Source organism: Pseudomonas sp. W5-01, from assembly GCF_046540435.1.
In the GTDB taxonomy this organism is placed as follows: Bacteria; Pseudomonadota; Gammaproteobacteria; order Pseudomonadales; family Pseudomonadaceae; genus Aquipseudomonas; species Aquipseudomonas graminis_B.
In genome coordinates this window covers 42363-61080 of record NZ_JAXCIP010000006.1, presented here as the reverse complement: position 1 = coordinate 61080, position 18718 = coordinate 42363, and the positions used below count along the sequence as shown (strand labels likewise).

Genomic DNA, 18718 nt, shown 5'->3' with positions numbered 1-18718 from the left:
GCCGCGGATTATAACGACGGTTTACGCGCTGTGCTATCCGAAACGTCTGAAACGGTTGCACGAAGAAACGTCTTGCAGAATTCCTCCGCGCGAAGGGGCAGGCTGACGAGGTAGCCCTGGATTTGTTCGCAGCCTTCATCTGCCAGAAATTGCTGCTGTTCGAGGGTTTCGACGCCTTCTGCGATGACTGTCAGTTGCATGCTGCGGCCCAGCGCGATGATGGCGCGGACAATCGCCGCATCGTGGGGGTCATCAGGCAAACCGCGCACAAACGATTGATCGATCTTGAGGATGTCCAGCGGCAGGCGTTTGAGGTAACTGAGCGAGGAGTAGCCGGTGCCGAAGTCGTCGATCGCCAGCTGCACGCCGAGTTTCTTCAGGCGATGCAGCACTGATAGCGCTTCTTCGGTCTGCGACATGATGAAGTTCTCGGTGATCTCCAGCTGCAGGCAGCCTGGCTGTAACTGGTGCTGGAGCAGCAGACGCTCGATCCTGTTGACCAGGTTGGGCTGACGCAGCTGTGCACCGGCAAGGTTCACTGACAAGGGCCCAAACACGTCGTAGCGCTGGTTCCACTCGTGCAACTGCTGGCAGGCCGTATCGAGCACCCATTCGCCGATCTGCAGGATCATGCCGTTTTCTTCTGCCAGCGGAATAAACCGCTCGGGTGGGATGTGGCCGAAAGTGGGGTGGAACCAGCGTATCAGCGCCTCGGCCCCGACCAGGCGTTGTGTCAGCAAGCTGATCTTGGGCTGGTAGGACAGGGTGAACTCGTTACGCTCGATGGCGCGCCGCAGCTCGTGCTCCAGGGCAATCCGCTCGCTGGCCTGAGCGGTCAGATCGCGCGTGTAATGCTCTACGCGGTTGCGCCCCTTGGCCTTCGAGCGATACATCGCTGCGTCAGCATTCTTGATCAGCGTGGCCACATCTGCGCCATCGGTGGGAAACAGCGCGCTGCCGATGCTGGTGCTCATGAAGAATTCGTGTTCGCCCGCCTGGAACGGCGACGAAAAACTGTTGAGCAGCTTGGTGGCGACCGCTTCGGCGTCGCTCGGGTTTTGCAGGCCGGGCAACAGAATGATGAATTCATCACCGCCGAGTCGCGCGACGGTGTCGATGTCGCGCAGGTTCTCCTTCAGGCGTACCGCTATGCTTTTCAGCAGCAGGTCACCGACCGGGTGGCCGAGGCTGTCGTTGATGTGCTTGAAGCGGTCCAGGTCCAGAAACAACACCGCGCCAAGGCTGTAAGCCGCTCTGGAGTGAGCCAGCGCGGCGTGCAGTCGGCTTTCGAACAGCGTGCGGTTGGGCAGACCGGTCAGCGGGTCGTGGTGTGCCTGGTAATCCAGCCGGGCCTGAGCCTGCTTCAGGCTGGAAATATCAGCGAACACTGCAACGAAGTGGGTGATGAATTTATCGCGATTGCGCACGGCACTGATGGTCAGCCAGCTCGGATAGATCTCGCCATTTTTGCGCCGGTTGCTGATCTCGCCCTGCCAATGACCCTCTGCCGTCAGTTGGTACCACATGGCGGCGTAGAACGCGCTGTCGTGGAGTCCGGACGCCAACAAGCTTGGCGTGTTACCGAGCGCTTCGAGTTCGCTGTAGCCAGTGATCTCGCTGAAGGCGCGGTTCACGGCATTGATTCGCTGCCGGGTGTCGGTGATCAGTACGCCTTCCGCTGTGCTCTCGAATACCGTTGCGGCCAGTTGCAGCTTTTCCTGCATCTGGTGGCGGTCGGTGATGTCGCGCGCGATGGTGAGCATGCAGTCTTCACCGGCAATCAGAAGCGGTCGCGCGGAAATCTCGCACAGACGGATCTGACCATCCCTGCGACGGATGTGGCTGGTAAAGTCCTTCACGAAACCGTCACGTCTCAGTCGCTCAAGCAGTTGCTGTCGCTCGTTCAAATCTACCCAGATGCCCAGGTCAAGGGTGGTGCGGTCCAGCGACAACGAGCTGTGATAGCCGGTGATGCGGCTGAAGCCGTCGTTCACCTCCACCAGCAGCCCGTCGTTTTGCCGCGTAATCAGCAGGCCGTCAGGGGAGGAGTGGAACGCTTTGGCAAATTTCTCTTCGGACATCTGCAGCTGTTGCTGGGCCTCCTTGAGTGGCGTGATGTCCCTCACCACCAGAACCACTGCCGCCGTGGAGTCCAGATCAAAAGGCTCGGCTGACAGAAGCCCGGTGAACAGCCGACCATCACTGCGCCGAAACGGCATTTCCAGATTGCGGATGCTGCCCTTCTGAAGGCGTTGCAGCAGGCTGTGGCCGATGTCGGGAATACCCCAGATGTTCAGCTCGGCAGGCACGCGCCCAACGACTTCAGCAGGGCTGACGCCGATCTGCTCCAGAAATGCTGGATTCGCCTCCAGAAAGCAGCCGTCCGAAAGACGCGCGATGACCAGCATGTCAGGACACTGCGCAAACACCGAGGCGAACTTCCCTTCCGAAAGACGCAGCGCCTCTTCGGTTTGCTTGGCTTCGCTGATGTCGATCATCAGCCCCCGCATCACAGGCTCTCGGCCATAGCCGATCATGCTTACGATGTCTCGAATCCAGACCACCCTGCCGTCGGCGCTCAGGACTCGATAATCGACGCTGTGATCGTTGCCTTCCGCCACCTCCCGGTCGCAATAGGCCTGGGCGTAGTCGACGTCCTCCGGATGAACGATACTCCGCCAGAATCCGGGCCTTCGCCATTGGTGCAGCGGATACCCCAACAAATCCTGCGCGTGGGGCGAGACATAGTTGTAGGAATAGTCGTGGGTATTGGCTTCCCACGCGATGGCCGAGAGGCTCTCGATCATCCCGCGATAGTGATACTCGCTGCTGCGCAGTTCTTGTTCCAGGGCGATTCGGCGGGAGATCTCCGAACTGAGACGACGGTTGATCCGCACCACGATGGCCAGTACCGTCGTCAGAAACAGCAATCCGGGCAGTCCGATGAGCAGAAATTCGTGCCAGAGCTTGCTGCGCTCACTGGAGTGAGTGGCCGCCTGCGAGGCGGAGGGCGAATCGTCCAGTCCGCTGAATTGTTCGGGTTGGCGACTTTGATCGATACCCGCAAATCGGTCGCTGATCAAGTCAGTGGGCAGATGAAGACTTATACCGGGTGCATTCCCGGGTGCATTCCCGGGTTCAGTATCCTCGCTGGGCAGCCACTCCTGATGCATCCCTTGCCCGTTTTCCCCGTCGTGAAGCGATGCCTGGGCGGTGACAGCAGCGGGGGCGAGCACGCATAAGAGAGCAATGGCCGGCATCCAAATCATGGCAGCCTCGGTGATTCATGGGTGAGAATCAACCGAGTGTAGTCGGGCTGGACAACAGTGGCACTCTGCCGGAAATTTATTCCTTAAAACGCAAAACCCCCAGCAATGCCGGGGGTTTTGGTACGACGTGTCGCTTACTCGTCGAGGAACGAGCGCAGGTGTTCGCTTCGCGTCGGGTGACGCAGCTTGCGCAACGCCTTGGCTTCTATCTGACGGATACGTTCACGGGTAACATCGAACTGCTTACCGACTTCCTCGAGGGTGTGGTCGGTGTTCATGTCGATACCGAAACGCATACGCAGGACCTTGGCTTCACGAGCGGTGAGGCCCGACAGCACTTCGCGCGTCGCTTCTTTCAAGCTCTCTACCGTGGCGACATCGATTGGCGACTGCATGGTCGAGTCTTCGATGAAGTCACCCAGGTGCGAGTCTTCGTCGTCACCGATCGGGGTTTCCATGGAGATCGGCTCTTTAGCGATCTTCAATACCTTGCGGATCTTGTCCTCGGGCATTTCCATGCGTTCGCCCAGCTCTTCCGGCGTCGGTTCGCGACCCATTTCCTGCAACATCTGACGGGAAATGCGGTTGAGCTTGTTGATCGTCTCGATCATGTGCACCGGGATACGGATGGTGCGTGCCTGGTCAGCGATCGAGCGAGTGATTGCCTGACGAATCCACCAGGTGGCGTACGTCGAGAACTTGTAACCGCGACGGTATTCGAACTTGTCCACCGCCTTCATCAGACCGATGTTGCCTTCCTGGATCAGATCGAGGAATTGCAGGCCACGGTTGGTGTACTTCTTGGCGATCGAGATCACCAGACGCAGGTTGGCTTCAACCATTTCTTTCTTCGCGCGGCGGGCCTTGGCCTCACCGATCGACATCCGACGGTTGATGTCCTTGATTTCCAGGATGGTCAGGCCGGTTTCTTCTTCCAGCGCGGTCAGCTTTTGCTGGCAACGTTGAATGTCGGCCTGAAGCCGACCAATGGCTTCAGCGTATTTGCTTTTGCCTTTGGCCAGCCCGTCTGTCCAGCTCTGGTCAACTTCATTGCCCGGGAACTGGCGAAGGAAGTCGGCGCGCGGCATGCGTGCATCACGAACACACAGCTGCATGATGGCGCGTTCTTGCGCACGCAGACGCTCAAGGGCACCGCGAACACGCTCAACCAGACCTTCAAACTGTTTCGGAACCAGCTTGATCGGCATGAACAGCTCGGCCAGGGCCAGCAGTTCAGCGTTGGCCTGCTTGCTGCCGCGGCCGTGCTTTTTCAGGGCCTTGAGGGCAATGGCCATCTGGTCTGAAACGGCACCGAAGCGCTGGGCGGCGATGACTGGGTCCGGTCCACTTTCGACCTCGTCCTCTTCATCGTCGGAAGCGTCTTCTTCTTCGTCGTCAGCACCTTCGGCTTTCTCGGCCTTCGGGTCGACTGGTGGCGGGACTTCGGCTGGCGGCGCGATGCCGTCGTCCGGGTCGATATAGCCGCTCAGGACGTCGGACAGACGACCGCCTTCGGTAGTAACGCGAGTGTACTCGGAGAGAATGTGCTCAACCGTGCCAGGGAAGTGCGCGATCGCGCCCATCACTTCACGGATGCCTTCTTCGATACGCTTGGCGATTTCGATTTCGCCTTCACGCGTCAGAAGCTCGACCGTACCCATTTCACGCATGTACATGCGCACTGGGTCAGTCGTGCGACCGATGTCGGTCTCGACCGCAGCCAACGCTGCAGCGGCTTCTTCAGCGGCTGCCTCGTCAGTGTCGGCGTCGGCCAACATAAGGGCGTCCGCATCCGGAGCACTCTCGTGTACGGGGATCCCCATGTCGTTGATCATGCGGATGATGTCTTCCACCTGCTCAGGATCTGAAATATCCTCAGGCAGGTGGTCGTTGACCTCTGCGTAAGTCAGATACTTCTGCTCACGACCCAGGGTGATCAACTCTTTGATACGAGACTGCTGTTGCGCTTTTCCGGACATAACACCCTATCCACTGAAGGTCTTGGCGGGCAAAAAACAAGCCGGGGATTATACCCGAGCTATGACCTCACACGCCAGTTGAGGTCGGGGTTTGTGCAGGAACTTTGCGATTTAACAGGTTGAGCAGCTGAACTTTTTCTTCTGCGCTCAGGCCTGACTGCCGTTCCTTCCTGATCAATTGCTCCAGATGTCGCTCGCGTTGGCGGGCAGACAAGCTAGTTATAGTGTCGAAAAACTGTTGTTCAAGGTTATCGGCCGATATCAGCCATTCCTTTTCCGCCAGTTGACGCAATAATCGTCCTTGATCGGTGCCATGCCAGCGGGCAATCAACTGCATCGTGCGCAGCTTCGGGTTTTTCTGTGTAGCGTCAATCAGTGCCACGAGAAGCTGCGAATAAACGTTTTCTTCATCGGCGAACGTACTGGCGTTGGCGACCTGTGCCGACAGCTCAGGGTGGTGCAGTAGCGTTCTGAGTGCTGTCAGCGCCGGTGGCTCTACCGTCGCCGGTGTGCGTGGACCGCGAGGTTCGAAATCAGGACGCTTGCCGTTCTTGTCCCATTTCTTGCCTTTGTCCCACGGCTTCTTGTCCCATTTCTTCTGCTGACCGCCCGGCGCGTTCGGTGTCCATTCCTGCTGCGCCTGATAGTCGTGCTGCTGGTAATCGCCGTAATCCGGCACGGCCTCGTAATCGAAGCCGGGATCGTAGCTGGGCTGAGCTTCCGCCGGCGCAGACTGCATCAACTGGTTGACCGCAGCGGTGTCCAGCCCGGTGATTTCTTTCAGGCGCCGACGCATCAATTCGCGCAAATTGGCGCCCGGCACTTTTTCGATCAGCGGCGCGGCCAGCGTCACCATATGCGCCTTGCCTTCCAGGGAGCGCGGATCGGCCTCCTTGGTCAGTTGCTCGAAAAAATAGTCGGCCAGCGGTTGTGCGTGCTGGTTGATTCGCGCCTTGAACGCGTCAGTGCCTTCGGCGCGCACCAAGGTGTCGGGATCTTCCCCTTCGGGCAGAAACAGAAACCTCGCGCGCCGGCCATCCTGCAAGCCGGGAATCGTTGCTTCCAGTGCACGCCAGGCGGCATTTCGGCCAGCCTGGTCGCCGTCGAAGCAGAACAGCACGTTCGGTACCACACGAAACAGCCGCTTCAAATGCTCTTCACTGGTCGCCGTACCCAGTGTCGCAACGGCATTGCGCAAGCCTTGTTGGGCCAGTGCAATGACGTCCATGTAACCTTCGACGACGATAATCTCGTCCAGGTTACGGTTAAATTTGCGAGCTTCGAATAAACCGTACAACTCCTGACCCTTATGAAACACCGGGGTTTCAGGAGAGTTCAGGTATTTAGGCTTGTCGTCGCCCAGTACCCGCCCGCCAAATGCGATCACACGGCCGCGGCTGTCGCGAATGGGGAACATCACCCGGTCGCGAAAGCGGTCGTAGCGTTTGCCGGTTTCGGCGTTTTCGATCAGCAAGCCAGCGTCGATCATCGCCTTCTGCTGAAGGGTGTCGCTGCTTAAGTGCTTGTAGAGGTTATCCCAGCCAGGAGGGGCGAAGCCCAGTCCGAAGTCGCGGGCGATCTCGCCTGACAGGCCACGGCCTTTCAGGTATTCCACCGCGGATTTTCGCGTTGGATGGCTTTTCAGCGCAGCCCGGTAAAAGTCGGCGGCGGCGGTTAGCAGAGGGTAAAGCGGCGAATCAGTAGGCTGGCGGGGCTTTTGCCCTTTTACGCCTTGTTCGCGAGGAACTTCCATCCCGGCGGCTTTGGCCAGGTCTTCGACGGCCTGGGGGAAATCCAGGTTGTCGTGGTCCATGATGAAGCCGAGGGCATTGCCACCCGCGCCACAACCGAAGCAGTAATAAAACTGTTTGTCCGGGCTGACGCTGAACGACGGTGTCTTCTCTTTATGGAAAGGACAACAGGCGCTGAAGTTCTTGCCGGTCTTTTTTAATTGAACGCGTGAGCTGACAACATCGACGATGTCGGTGCGGTTCAGGAGGTCGTCAATAAAACCTTGGGGAATCAGTCCGGCCATGGCGTTCTCATCATCAGGCGCCCCGCCAGAAAGATCGTGGCGAATCCAAACCGTAACGACGGTTGCTTGGTCAGTGTAGACGGGTCAACGCGGCCTGAATCAGGCTGGAAGAAATCGACGGGGTTTGTCTCGGTCGCATCTGCGGCGTCAACAGCCTCTGTCTTGTGTTGCTTGAACAGTGTTGCTTGAGGCTAGAACTGCAACTGCCGACAGCCCGGCTTTGAAGGCCGGGCAAGGCAGAAGCTTGCGTCAGACGTCTGTATTAATACAGACGAACGGCGCGGCGCTGTTCGCGCTGTACTTTCTTGGCGTGACGCTTAACAGCAGCTGCTGCTTTACGCTTACGCTCAGAAGTCGGCTTCTCGTAAAATTCGCGGCTACGAACTTCAGCCAGAACACCGGCTTTTTCGCAGGAGCGCTTGAAACGACGCAGAGCTACGTCGAAGGGTTCGTTCTCTTTAACTTTGACGGCTGGCATCCAGAGCTACCTTCATTCATTACCGGGGTCAACGCTTATTGCAACGCTTGCACTAAGTACGTCGGTTTTTAAGGGTTGCGGATGTTAACCCCTTGCTTCGCGGAATGCAAAGCCTCTGATCGAAAAGCACTGGTCGCAGGCATGAGCGGTGACTATTATGCGCGCCTTCGAATTCAGCCTCCACAAGGCGTACCCCATGCTAGTACTGGGAATGGAAACTTCCTGCGATGAGACCGGTGTCGCGCTGTACGACAGCGAACGCGGGCTGCTTGCCGATGCATTATTCAGCCAGATTGACCTGCACCGCGTCTATGGCGGCGTGGTCCCGGAGCTTGCCTCGCGTGACCATGTAAAACGCATGCTGCCCTTGATTCGTCAGGTGTTGGCCGAGGCCGACTGCGCCGTGACCGAGATCGATGCCATTGCCTACACCGCTGGCCCCGGGCTGGTCGGGGCCCTGCTGGTGGGTGCCTCGTGCGCACAGGCTCTGGCGTTCGCGTGGGACATCCCGGCACTGGGTGTTCACCACATGGAAGGGCATTTGCTCGCACCGATGCTGGAGGAAAATCCTCCTGAGTTTCCGTTCGTCGCTTTGTTGGTTTCCGGCGGCCATACGCAGCTGGTTCGCGTCGATGGCATTGGTCTTTATGAGCTGCTGGGTGAGACCCTGGACGACGCCGCCGGCGAAGCCTTCGACAAAACCGCGAAAATGATGGGCCTGAATTACCCTGGCGGTCCGGAGATTTCCCGTCTGGCGCAATCCGGTGTGGCCGGGCGTTTTGTCTTTCCGCGTCCGATGACGGATCGTCCCGGGCTGGATTTCAGCTTCAGCGGCCTGAAAACCTTCTCCCTGAACACCTGGCAGCAGTGCCAGAGCGCCGGGGACGACAGCGAGCAAACCCGTTGCGACATCTCACTGGCCTTCCAGCAGGCGGTGGTGGACACTTTGACCATCAAGTGCAAACGCGCGCTGAAGCAGACCGGGTTGAAACGTCTGGTCATTGCCGGCGGCGTGAGCGCAAACAAGGCGTTGCGCCTGTCGCTGGAACAGATGCTCGAAGGCCTGGGCGGAAATGTCTATTACGCGAGGCCCGAGTTCTGCACCGACAACGGCGCGATGATCGCCTTTGCCGGCTGCCAGCGATTGCAGGCAGGGCAGAGGGAAAGTCTGAGCATTACCGTGCAGGCGCGCTGGCCAATGGAGCAGCTGCCAGGTCTTTAATGGCAAGGCAGCGCAAGCCACGGGTTGGGCCTCTGACAGGTGTCGTTTCAGAAATGCCGTTCGCGCCCCGCAAACAGGTCGCGTAGATTGCCCCGATGGCGCCAGACGATGAGCAGCGTCAGTACGCTCATCGGCAGCAAGGCGTGGGGTTCCTGCCAGGCAAGCAGCGGCAGCGTCAGCGGCGTGGCGATCAACGACGCCAGTGAGCTGGTGCGAGTGAGGTAGAACGTCAGCAGCCAGGCGCCGATGGCGAGCAGGGCAGCTGGCGGATACAAGGCCAGCAACATGCCGGCGGCCGTGGCCACGCCCTTGCCGCCGCGGAAACGAAAGTAAAGCGGGAACAGATGCCCCAGGACGGCGCACAGACCGATCCAGGCTTGCAGGCGTGGGTCGAGGCTCAGAGCTCTGGCGATCAGCACCGGGATCATGCCTTTGCAGACGTCGCCAACCAAGGTCAGCACCGCGAGCTTCTTGCCGGCCACGCGCAGCATGTTGGTGGCGCCGGCGTTGCCCGACCCACTGGCGCGCGGGTCCGGGCGACCGGTTATGCGGCTGATCAGGATGGCGAAGGACAGTGAGCCGAGCAGGTAGGCGAGGACCGCCAGTAACCAAAACATGCTAACCATTCCGGGCGAGGTTGCCTTGATTCTAACGGCGCATTGCGCCCTTGTCGTGCAGCGGAGAGATAGGCTTGGACAGAGTTTTCATTGAAGGTCTGGAGGTCGATACCGTCATCGGCGCCTACGACTGGGAGCGTGGCATTCGCCAGTGCCTGCGTCTGGACCTGAGTTTTGCCTGGGACAATCGGCCTGCAGCCGCAGGCGATGACCTGAGCAAAGCGCTCGATTACGCCAGTGTGTCCGCGCGGATTCAGGCGTTCGCCGAAGTCTCTCAATTCCAACTGGTTGAAACCTTTGCCGAGCGTCTGGCCGAAGTGCTCATGAGTGAGTTCAACATTCCCTGGCTGCACCTCAAATTGACCAAGCCGGGAGCCGTGCCAGCGGCGAAGGGCGTTGGGGTGGAGATCGAGCGCGGATGTCGCTGACACGGATTTTTCTGGGACTGGGCAGCAATATCGAGCGGGAGCGCCATCTGTGCGCCGGCCTCGACGCGCTTGCCGGCTTCCTCACCGAGATGACCTGCTCGCCGGTGTTCGAAAGTCATCCGGTGGGGATCAAGAGCGGGCCGTTTTTCAATCTGGTGGTTTCGGCACTGACGGATCTGCCGCTGACTGAACTGGACCGCCGCCTCAAATTCATCGAAGCCGATAACGGGCGTTATGCCCCTGATCGCAAAGGTTTGCCGCTGGATATTGATGTCCTGCTGTATGGCGAGCAGGTCGGCAACTTCGACGGCCTGATTCTGCCCCGCGCCGAAATCCTCAAAAATGCGTTCGTGCTGTGGCCGTTGTCGCTGATCGCGCCGCAACGCCTGCACCCTGAGGCCGGCGTCTCGTTTGCCCAGCTTTGGGCCGACGCGAACATCGATCAGAAACTCTGGCCGGTTGCCTTCGAATGGCGTGGCGAGCCACTCACCCCGGCCCTCCTGCTGGCTGCGGTGTAAACAGGCGGCTGAGAGGGCGCCGACTGAGCCGCAGCCAACTCAGCGGCTTAGCGCTGATAAGACGCCTTGTACACCTTCAGCGTATCCAGCCGCTCCCGCTTGAGCGCTTCGCCCAGTTGTTGGCCCTGAAAACCTTTCTCCAATAGCGGCTGAACCGCCACTTGCCGGGCCGCCTCAGCCGCGCCGCGCAGATATTCGGCTTGCGGGTACGTGCGCTCCTCAAACCCCTTGCGGCCTCGGGCGTCCATTTCGCAGGCGGCGATGAATTCCTCGAAACGCTGCGGTCGGCGATACACGTCAAAGCTCTGCAGCAAGTCCAGCAATGTCGACGGCTTCAATTCCAGCGCGCGATGGCCGTGGGTGTGGTATTCGCCCACCAGCAGCGCCAGTTCCTGACAGTCCCTTGGCACCTTAAAACGCTGGTTCATTGCCTTGATCGCTTTGAGCCCTTTGTGCTCATGGGCGATGTGGCGGGGCCATTCCTCTTGCGGCGTGAGTCCCTTGCCCAAATCGTGCAGCAAGCACGCCCAGCGCACGCTTAGCGGCTGGCGGTGCAGGGCGGACTGATGCAACACGCTGAGGACGTGCAAGCCCGTATCGATTTCAGGGTGATGGGCTTCAGGCTGAGGCACGCCAAACAGCGCGTCGACTTCTGGCATGAGTATTTTCAGGGCGCCACATTCACGCAGGACCTCGATGAACACCTGAGGCTCTTTTTCCATCAGCGCGCGGGAAATTTCCTTCCAGCTGCGTTCCGGTGTCAGCGCTTCCAGTTCACCCGAACCGCTCAGCTGACCCATGAGCTCGAGGGTTTCCGGAGCAATGGTGAAACCGTCGGGGGCATAGCGCGCGGCAAAACGGGCCACACGCAGGACGCGCAAGGGATCTTCGGCGAACGCGGGGGAAACGTGACGCAACACTCGGGCTTCGAGGTCCTGCTGGCCATGATAGGGATCAGTCAGCTGGCCGTTCTTGTCTTCGGCAATAGCATTGATGGTCAGGTCGCGGCGGATCAGATCTTGCTCCAGCGTGACGTCCGGGTGGGCGTGAAAAACAAAGCCGCCGTATCCCTTGCCGGTCTTGCGCTCGGTGCGAGCCAGCGCGTATTCCTCACCGGTGAGCGGATGCAGGAAGACGGGAAAATCCGTTCCCACCGGGCGGTAGCCCTTTACCAGCATCTCTTCAGTCGATGCACCCACTACCACCCAGTCGATGTCAGTGACCGGTTTGCCAAGCAGGCGATCGCGTACTGCGCCGCCAACTTTATAAATCTGCATAAAAAAGCCTCCGTGAGGGCGACAGGATAAACCTTAAGTCGCGATCGCGGAGGCTGGAAACGCTCATGGTTTATAAGTGGACGACCGCCAGGTCCAGCCGGGGATATTCACTGTCAGCGTGTTCGCTTCTCGGCGGCACATGGTGGACTTTCATGACCTGGTCGCCCTGCAGCGTCTCCAGATGGATATCAAAACCCCACAGCCGGTGCAGGTGCTTCAGCACTTCGTCCGTCGAATCGCCAAGGGGTTTGCGGTCGTGCTGTTGATGACGCAGGGTCAGGGAGCGGTCGCCGCGACGGTCGATGCTGTAGATCTGCACGTTGGGTTCGCGGTTGCCGAGGTTGTATTGCGCGGCGAGGGTTTCACGAATCACCTTGTAGCCGGTTTCATCGTGGATGGCGGGCACGAGGAGGTCGTCCTTCTGATCATCGTCCAGGATGCTGAACAGCTTCAGGTCACGAATCACCTTGGGCGACAGGTACTGCAGGATGAAGCTCTCGTCCTTGAAGCTGCTCATCGCAAACTTCACCGCCGTCAGCCAGTCGGTGCCGGCCAGATCAGGAAACCAGTGGCGGTCTTCTTCGGTCGGGTGCTCGCACATCCGCCGGATGTCCTGATACATCGCAAACCCCAGCGTGTAGGGATTGATACCGCTGTAGTAAGGACTGTCGAAGCCCGGCTGGTAGACAACACTGGTGTGGGAAGTCAGGAATTCCAGCATGAAGCCGTCAGTCACCAGCCCTTCGTCGTACAGATCATTCATCAGCGTGTAATGCCAAAACGTCGCCCATCCCTCGTTCATCACCTGGGTCTGACGCTGCGGGTAAAAATACTGGGCGATTTTGCGCACGATGCGCACGACTTCACGCTGCCAGGGCTCCAGCAACGGCGCGTGTTTTTCGATGAAGTAAAGGATGTTTTCCTGAGGTTCGGCGGGGAAACGCGAGAAATCCTCTTTGTCGTTCTTGCTCGCGCTTTTCGGAATCGTGCGCCACAGATCGTTGATCTGTTTCTGCAGGTGCTCCTCCCGGTCCTTCATGCGGCGCCGTTCTTCCTCAGCCGAAATGGGGTAGGGCCGCTTGTAGCGATCCACGCCGTAGTTCATCAGCGCGTGGCAGGAATCGAGCAAATCCTCGACCGCGTCGATCCCGTGGCGCTCTTCGCACTGCATGATGTACTGCTTGGCGAAGACCAGGTAATCGATGATCGAGCTGGCGTCGGTCCAGGTGCGGAACAGGTAGTTGCCTTTGAAAAAGCTGTTATGCCCGTAGCAGGCATGGGCCACCACCAGCGCCTGCATGCAGATGGTGTTCTCTTCCATCAGATAGGCGATACACGGGTCGGAGTTGATGACGATCTCGTAAGCCAGACCCATCTGCCCGCGCGAGTAGGATTTCTCCGTGCTGAGGAAGTGCTTGCCGTAGGACCAATGGTGATAACCCAGCGGCATGCCGACGGACGCATAGGCATCCATCATTTGCTCGGCGGTGATCACCTCGATCTGATTTGGGTAAGTGTCCAGCGCGTACCGTTCGGCGATGCGGCTGATCTCCCGGTCGTATGCCTGGATCAGTTCGAACGTCCACTCTGAACCCGTGGAGAGGGGTTGGCGCTTCTGCTCTCTAGCGGTCATGTCACTAACCTGCGCTGGAAGAGTTCACGGAACACCGGATAGATATCACCGGCAGAGACCAGCTGCTGCTGGGCGAACGTGTCGGCGAAGGCTTCGCCGATGCGCTCGTATTCGAACCACAGCGCCTGATGTTCGCGCGGGGTGATTTCGACGTAGGTGTAGTACTGCACGAACGGCATGATCTGTTTGATCAGGATGTCGCGGCAAATGGGTGAGTCATCGTTCCAGTTGTCGCCGTCCGAGGCCTGGGCTGCGTAAATGTTCCATTCGTTGGTGGGGTAGCGCTCGGCCATGATCTCCTGCATCAGCTTCAATGCGCTGGACACGATAGTGCCGCCGGTTTCCCGAGAATAGAAAAACTCCTCTTCGTCGACTTCCCGCGCGCTCGTGTGGTGGCGGATGAAGACCACTTCGATCTTGTCGTAGTTACGTTTGAGGAACAGGTACAGCAGGATGAAAAAGCGCTTGGCAATGTCCTTGGTCGCCTGGGTCATCGACCCGGAAACGTCCATTAGACAGAACATCACGGCTTTGGAGCTGGGGTTGGGCTGTTTGACCAGCAGGTTGTATTTGAGGTCGAAGGTGTCCAGGTACGGGACACGGCGGATGCGTGCCTGAAGTTTCGCGGCCTCGATTTCCAGTTCCTGAATGTCACCGAAGTTATCCGGCTCCTCGATCCTCAGGCGCTCCAGTTCGGCCTGCACCTGCCGCAGCTTGGCCCGGCTGCTGCCGGACAGCGCGATACGCCGCGCATGTGCCGAGCGCAACGTGCGGATGATGTTAATCCGTGAAGGGTTGCCTTCGTTGCTGATGCCTGCGCGAACGGTTTTGAAAGTGTCAGTGCCACTCAGGTTGCGCTTGACCAGATTGGGCAGCTCCAGGTCCTCGAACATGAATTCGAGAAACTCTTCCTGGGTGATCTGGAACACGAACTCATCCATGCCTTCGCCTGAATTGCCCGCCTTGCCAGGCCCTTTGCCACCGCCACCCCCTTGGGGGCGTGCGATGTGCTCACCGGTGGTGAACTCCTTGTTACCCGGATGAACCACCGTTTGCTTGCCGCCGCGACCATGATGAAGCACCGGCTCGTCAATATCCCGCCCCGGGATACTGATCTGTTCGCCGTGCTCCATGTCAGTAATGGAGCGCCGGCTGACGGCTTCTTCAACTGCCTTCTTGATGTGATCACGGTAACGACGCAGAAACCGCTGCCGATTTACCGTGCTCTTGTTCTTGCCATTGAGACGTCGGTCGATCACATAGCTCATAGGCCCCTCCGGGGAGCTTCAAGTGGTGAGCTGCAAGCTGCAAGTAGAAGCGGCTATCCGGGTAGCAGATTTGACGCGCTTTCTTCCTGCAGCTTGTCGCTTGACGCTTGCAGCTGCCTTACTGCGATTTCCGGACCCGCAGGTACCATTCGGAAAGAAGCCTTACCTGTTTATCGGTGTAGCCCCGCTCGACCATTCGTGTGACGAAGTCGTTGTGCTTCTGCTGATCCTCTTTGCTGGCCTTCGCGTTGAAGCTGATGACCGGCAGCAGGTCTTCGGTATTCGAGAACATCTTCTTCTCGATCACCACCCGCAGCTTCTCGTAGCTCAGCCAGGTCGGGTTCTTGCCGTTATTGTTGGCGCGGGCGCGCAGCACGAAGTTGACGATCTCGTTGCGGAAGTCTTTCGGGTTGCTGATACCTGCCGGTTTCTCGATCTTTTCCAGTTCCTCGTTCAACGCCACCCGGTTGAGGATCTCGCCGGTTTCCGGATCGCGATATTCCTGGTCCTGAATCCAGAAGTCGGCGTACAGCACGTAGCGGTCAAAGATGTTCTGTCCATATTCGCTGTAGGACTCGAGGTAGGCGGTCTGGATTTCCTTGCCGATGAACTCGATGTAGCGCGGCGCCAGGTATTCCTTGATGAAGCGCAAATAACGCTCGCGGGTTTCGGCCTGAAACTGCTCCTGCTCAATCTGCTGCTCCAGGACGTACAGCAAATGAACCGGGTTGGCGGCAATTTCGTGAGGATCGAAGTTGAAGACCTTCGACAGGATCTTGAACGCGAATCGGGTCGAGAGACCGTTCATGCCTTCGTCGACACCGGCGCTGTCGCGGTATTCCTGAATCGACTTGGCTTTCGGGTCGGTGTCCTTGAGGTTCTCGCCGTCGTACACCCTCATCTTCGAATAGATGTTGGAGTTGTCAGGCTCCTTAAGCCGCGACAGCACGGTGAACTGCGCGAGCATTTTCAGGGTGTCCGGCGCGCAATGGGCTTTGGCCAGAGAGCTGTTGAACAGCAACTTGTCGTAAATCTTGATCTCGTCATTAACGCGCAGGCAGTACGGCACCTTCACGATGTAAATCCGGTCGATGAACGCTTCGTTGTTCTTGTTGTTGCGGAAGCTGTGCCATTCCGATTCGTTGGAGTGGGCCAGCAAAATACCGGTGAACGGAATCGCGCCCAGGCCTTCGGTACTGTTGTAGTTACCTTCCTGAGTGGCGGTCAGCAGCGGGTGGAGCACCTTGATCGGCGCCTTGAACATTTCCACGAATTCCATCAGGCCCTGGTTGGCCCGGCACAGTGCGCCCGAATAGCTGTAAGCGTCGGCGTCGTTCTGCGGGTATTCCTCGAGCTTGCGGATATCGACCTTACCCACCAGCGCCGAAATGTCCTGGTTGTTCTCGTCACCGGGCTCGGTTTTGGCGACGGCAATCTGGTTAAGGATGGAAGGGTAGAGCTTCACCACTTTGAATTGACTGATGTCGCCGCCGAACTCGGCCAGCCGTTTGGTCGCCCATGGCGACATGATGGTGTTCAGGTACCGGCGCGGGATGCCGTAGTCCTCTTCGAGGATCGTCCCGTCTTCGGTGGGTTTGAACAGGCCCAAAGGGGATTCGAAAACCGGTGACCCTTTGATGGCGTAGAACGGTACTTTTTCAACCAGCGATTTGAGTTTTTCAGCCAGGGACGATTTACCACCGCCTACCGGGCCGAGCAGGTAAAGGATCTGTTTCTTCTCTTCAAGGCCTTGGGCGGCGTGGCGGAAGTACGAGACGATTTGCTCGATGCAGTCTTCCATGCCGTGGAATTCTTCGAACGCGGGATAGCGCCGAATGACCTTGTTGGAGAAGATTCTGGACAGCCTCGAATTGGTCGACGTGTCGAACAACTCAGGCTCACCGATGGCCATCAGCAGACGTTCTGCGGCGGAAGCGTATGCGCTGCGGTCGGTTTTGCAGAGCTCCAGATACTCCTGTAGCGAGAGCTCTTCCTGCCGTGTCGATTCAAAGCGTTGTTGGAAGTGGCTAAAAATACTCATGACGTCACCTCGCTCGATACGTGGAGCCGGCGGCGGATCGTCAGTTGATGCTGGATGGCAGCCGATCACGCGGCTGCCATTACCCCCCAAACACCATAAAAGTAGCGACCGATGACCCACGCGCCGGTGTACCGGCTCTCCCCTGATTCGGATGGCCTGAGCCTAAGAGTAGTTCGGATTCGGGCACAGAAAGAAGCGATGGGTATGAAGAGGGCATACCCGTTCGTCAGAAGAGGGCGCGAGCCCGCGTAGGACGCGGGATAGCGGCCAGCAAAAATATTTTTCGATCAGCCTTGTGCGGTTTCTTCGGGAAATTTGGTTTTCCACAACTCGAAACCGCCATCCATGCTGTAGACCTCGGAGAAGCCCTGACCCACAAGATAGGCTGCTGCGCTCTGGCTGGAATTGCCGTGATAGCAGAGGACGACCAACGGTTTGTCCAGATCGGCCTGACGGATGAAGTCGGCGATGGAATGGTTGTCGAGGTGATGGGAGTCCGGAATGTGCTGGGTCGCGTAGGTCTGCGCGTCCCGTACGTCCACCAGCACCGCGCCTTGTTCGCGCAGGGCATGGACTTGTTCGGGTGAAATGCGTTTGAAGTCAGTCATGGCTCGGGCTCCTGGGCCGTCGGGTCCTCGAACGGTCGAGAACGTAGGGGGAATTACTGCTGCAGCGGAATTGGCTCGTTGACGGAGGATGTCGCAGGAGCGGGTGCCTTTGCGTTGCCACGCTCGTCGCATTCGCAACGAATCAGCACGCGGGTATCAACGTTGAGCAGCGTCATCGCGCCGCCCCAGACACAGCCCGTGTCCAGCGCATACACCCCGGGCTCGTCACATTGGCCTTCAAGTGCGGCCCAGTGGCCGAAAATGATACCCACGCCTTTGGTCTTGCGCTCTTTGTGCTTGAACCACGGCGCGTAGCCCGCCGGCGCACTGTCGAGACCTTCCTTGCTTTTGAGATCAAGGTTGCCGTCGCTGGTGCAAAAACGCATGCGCGTGAAGTAGTTGGTAATGACCCGCAGCCGGGTGACGCCCTGCAAATCCTTGTCCCACTTCGCAGGTTCATTGCCATACATGCCGTCGAGAAAAGGCTCGAAGCGATTGTCATCGCGCAGCGCCTGCTCGACTTCTTCGGCGCAGCGCAGCGCTTTTTTCAGCGTCCATTGCGGCGGGATTCCGGCATGCACCAGTGCGATATCGCGTTCGGCGTCGTAATGCATCAGCTTCTGTTGGCGCAGCCAGTCGAGCAGCACGACGGCGTCCGGCGCTTCCAGAATCTCCCGCAGCGTGTCGCCTTTCTTCAGGCGCTCTATATTGCGGCCGGCAGCCAGCAGGTGCAGGTCATGATTACCCAGCACGCAGACGACCGAGTCGCGCATGGCATAGAGATAACGCAGGGTTTCCAGTGACTGCGGGCCTCGGTTGACGAGGTCGCCGACCAGCCAGAGCGTGTCTTTGCCGGGCTCGAATGCAACGCGCTCGAGCAGGCACTTCAGCGGTTCAAGGCAGCCTTGCAGGTCACCGACTGCGTAAACCGCCATCAGTGAAGCGCCCCCGGTACGGCCAGACGGAAGGGAGCGATGACAGCGTCGAAGCGCTTGCCGTCTTCTCCGAGCATTTGATAAGTGCCCTGCATGTTGCCCACCTTGGTGGTCATCACGGTGCCGCTGGTGTAGGTGTGGCTTTGTCCTGGCTGGATCAGCGGTTGCTGGCCCACGACGCCGTCGCCGCGAACCTCTTCAACCTGACCGTCACCGTCGGTGATCACCCAATGGCGTGACAGCAGCTTGGCTGGCAGTTCGCCGTTGTTGTGCACGGTGATGGTGTAGGCGAAGGCGAAGCGGTTGTGCTCAGGCTGCGATTGTTCCGCCAGGAAACGGGTCTCGACGCTGACGTCGACCTGGTAACGAGAATCAGACATGCAAGAGGCCTTAAAAGCGAAAGCGGAGAA

14 protein-coding genes and 1 pseudogene are annotated in these 18718 nt (G+C 58.7%); 3 read left to right on the top strand and 12 right to left on the bottom strand.

Features of this window, described 5'->3' with window-relative positions; translation table 11 throughout:
- Window positions 1–8 precede the first annotated feature (8 nt).
- The 4 genes and pseudogenes from SLW75_RS19520 to rpsU form a co-directional block, all read right to left on the bottom strand.
- A pseudogene (locus SLW75_RS19520) lies at window positions 9–2951 on the bottom strand (EAL domain-containing protein); the annotation flags it as partial.
- A gap of 452 nt (window positions 2952–3403) precedes the next feature.
- Window positions 3404–5248, bottom strand: coding sequence for an RNA polymerase sigma factor RpoD (rpoD, locus tag SLW75_RS19515; RefSeq protein ID WP_065991324.1), 1845 nt, complete (start codon window positions 5246–5248; stop codon window positions 3404–3406).
- A gap of 67 nt (window positions 5249–5315) precedes the next feature.
- The gene (gene dnaG, locus SLW75_RS19510; protein WP_065991325.1) at window positions 5316–7283 is read right to left on the bottom strand and encodes a DNA primase; all 1968 of its coding nucleotides are present in this window, start codon (window positions 7281–7283) and stop codon (window positions 5316–5318) included.
- 262 nt (window positions 7284–7545) lie between these two features.
- Window positions 7546–7761, bottom strand: coding sequence for a 30S ribosomal protein S21 (gene rpsU, locus SLW75_RS19505; RefSeq protein WP_002551877.1), 216 nt, complete (start codon window positions 7759–7761; stop codon window positions 7546–7548).
- A gap of 196 nt (window positions 7762–7957) precedes the next feature.
- On the opposite strand from rpsU, the gene tsaD reads away from it, so the two are divergent.
- The gene (gene tsaD / locus SLW75_RS19500) at window positions 7958–8983 is read left to right on the top strand and encodes a tRNA (adenosine(37)-N6)-threonylcarbamoyltransferase complex transferase subunit TsaD (protein ID WP_065991383.1); all 1026 of its coding nucleotides are present in this window, start codon (window positions 7958–7960) and stop codon (window positions 8981–8983) included.
- Between the two features lie 47 nt (window positions 8984–9030).
- Here the strand turns inward: tsaD and plsY are convergent, their stop codons facing one another.
- On the bottom strand, window positions 9031–9600 hold the full coding sequence (plsY, locus tag SLW75_RS19495; RefSeq protein WP_065991326.1) for a glycerol-3-phosphate 1-O-acyltransferase PlsY: 570 nt from the start codon (window positions 9598–9600) through the stop codon (window positions 9031–9033).
- Window positions 9601–9674: 74 nt separating this feature from the next.
- Here plsY and folB point away from each other — a divergent pair, with 74 nt between their 5' ends.
- Together folB and folK are read left to right on the top strand one after the other, a co-directional pair.
- Entirely contained in the window at window positions 9675–10028 is a 354-nt protein-coding gene (folB, locus tag SLW75_RS19490; protein WP_065991327.1) for a dihydroneopterin aldolase, read from the top strand.
- A complete protein-coding gene (gene folK, locus SLW75_RS19485) occupies window positions 10019–10546 on the top strand; it encodes a 2-amino-4-hydroxy-6-hydroxymethyldihydropteridine diphosphokinase (RefSeq protein ID WP_296309170.1) in 528 nt (175 codons plus the stop codon). Before folB ends, folK begins: the two co-directional genes overlap by 10 nt.
- A gap of 47 nt (window positions 10547–10593) precedes the next feature.
- Here folK and SLW75_RS19480 read toward each other — a convergent pair whose 3' ends face one another.
- The 7 genes from SLW75_RS19480 to apaG all read right to left on the bottom strand — a co-directional run bounded on the left by SLW75_RS19480 (window position 10594) and on the right by apaG (window position 18688).
- Window positions 10594–11823 carry a multifunctional CCA addition/repair protein gene (locus SLW75_RS19480; RefSeq protein ID WP_410935208.1) on the bottom strand — a complete coding sequence of 410 codons (1230 nt, stop codon included), beginning with the start codon at window positions 11821–11823 and terminating at the stop codon, window positions 10594–10596.
- 70 nt (window positions 11824–11893) lie between these two features.
- Window positions 11894–13456 (bottom strand): SpoVR family protein, encoded by a 1563-nt coding sequence (locus SLW75_RS19475; protein ID WP_133775468.1) that lies wholly within the window; start codon window positions 13454–13456, stop codon window positions 11894–11896.
- On the bottom strand, window positions 13453–14724 hold the full coding sequence (locus SLW75_RS19470; RefSeq protein ID WP_074886967.1) for a YeaH/YhbH family protein: 1272 nt from the start codon (window positions 14722–14724) through the stop codon (window positions 13453–13455). The genes SLW75_RS19475 and SLW75_RS19470 overlap by 4 nt, the downstream gene beginning before the upstream one ends.
- A gap of 118 nt (window positions 14725–14842) precedes the next feature.
- Entirely contained in the window at window positions 14843–16765 is a 1923-nt protein-coding gene (locus SLW75_RS19465) for a PrkA family serine protein kinase (RefSeq protein ID WP_065991332.1), read from the bottom strand.
- A 287-nt stretch (window positions 16766–17052) separates the two neighbouring features.
- Entirely contained in the window at window positions 17053–17373 is a 321-nt protein-coding gene (gene glpE, locus SLW75_RS19460) for a thiosulfate sulfurtransferase GlpE (protein ID WP_065991333.1), read from the bottom strand.
- Window positions 17374–17426: 53 nt separating this feature from the next.
- Window positions 17427–18308 carry a symmetrical bis(5'-nucleosyl)-tetraphosphatase gene (locus SLW75_RS19455; protein ID WP_410935207.1) on the bottom strand — a complete coding sequence of 294 codons (882 nt, stop codon included), beginning with the start codon at window positions 18306–18308 and terminating at the stop codon, window positions 17427–17429.
- Window positions 18308–18688 carry a Co2+/Mg2+ efflux protein ApaG gene (apaG, locus tag SLW75_RS19450; RefSeq protein WP_065991335.1) on the bottom strand — a complete coding sequence of 127 codons (381 nt, stop codon included), beginning with the start codon at window positions 18686–18688 and terminating at the stop codon, window positions 18308–18310. Before apaG ends, SLW75_RS19455 begins: the two co-directional genes overlap by 1 nt.
- Between the last annotated feature and the right edge of the window lie 30 nt (window positions 18689–18718).

Coding starts and splice junctions, on each gene's coding strand:
- tsaD (WP_065991383.1), top strand. CDS start 7,958: ATGCTAGTACTGGGAATGGAAACTTCCTGCGATGAGACCGGTGTCGCG.
- SLW75_RS19455 (WP_410935207.1), bottom strand. CDS start 18,308: ATGGCGGTTTACGCAGTCGGTGACCTGCAAGGCTGCCTTGAACCGCTG.
- dnaG (WP_065991325.1), bottom strand. CDS start 7,283: ATGGCCGGACTGATTCCCCAAGGTTTTATTGACGACCTCCTGAACCGC.
- plsY (WP_065991326.1), bottom strand. CDS start 9,600: ATGTTTTGGTTACTGGCGGTCCTCGCCTACCTGCTCGGCTCACTGTCC.
- SLW75_RS19470 (WP_074886967.1), bottom strand. CDS start 14,724: ATGAGCTATGTGATCGACCGACGTCTCAATGGCAAGAACAAGAGCACG.
- SLW75_RS19480 (WP_410935208.1), bottom strand. CDS start 11,823: ATGCAGATTTATAAAGTTGGCGGCGCAGTACGCGATCGCCTGCTTGGC.
- glpE (WP_065991333.1), bottom strand. CDS start 17,373: ATGACTGACTTCAAACGCATTTCACCCGAACAAGTCCATGCCCTGCGC.
- rpoD (WP_065991324.1), bottom strand. CDS start 5,248: ATGTCCGGAAAAGCGCAACAGCAGTCTCGTATCAAAGAGTTGATCACC.
- apaG (WP_065991335.1), bottom strand. CDS start 18,688: ATGTCTGATTCTCGTTACCAGGTCGACGTCAGCGTCGAGACCCGTTTC.
- rpsU (WP_002551877.1), bottom strand. CDS start 7,761: ATGCCAGCCGTCAAAGTTAAAGAGAACGAACCCTTCGACGTAGCTCTG.
- SLW75_RS19465 (WP_065991332.1), bottom strand. CDS start 16,765: ATGAGTATTTTTAGCCACTTCCAACAACGCTTTGAATCGACACGGCAG.
- SLW75_RS19475 (WP_133775468.1), bottom strand. CDS start 13,456: ATGACCGCTAGAGAGCAGAAGCGCCAACCCCTCTCCACGGGTTCAGAG.
- folK (WP_296309170.1), top strand. CDS start 10,019: ATGTCGCTGACACGGATTTTTCTGGGACTGGGCAGCAATATCGAGCGG.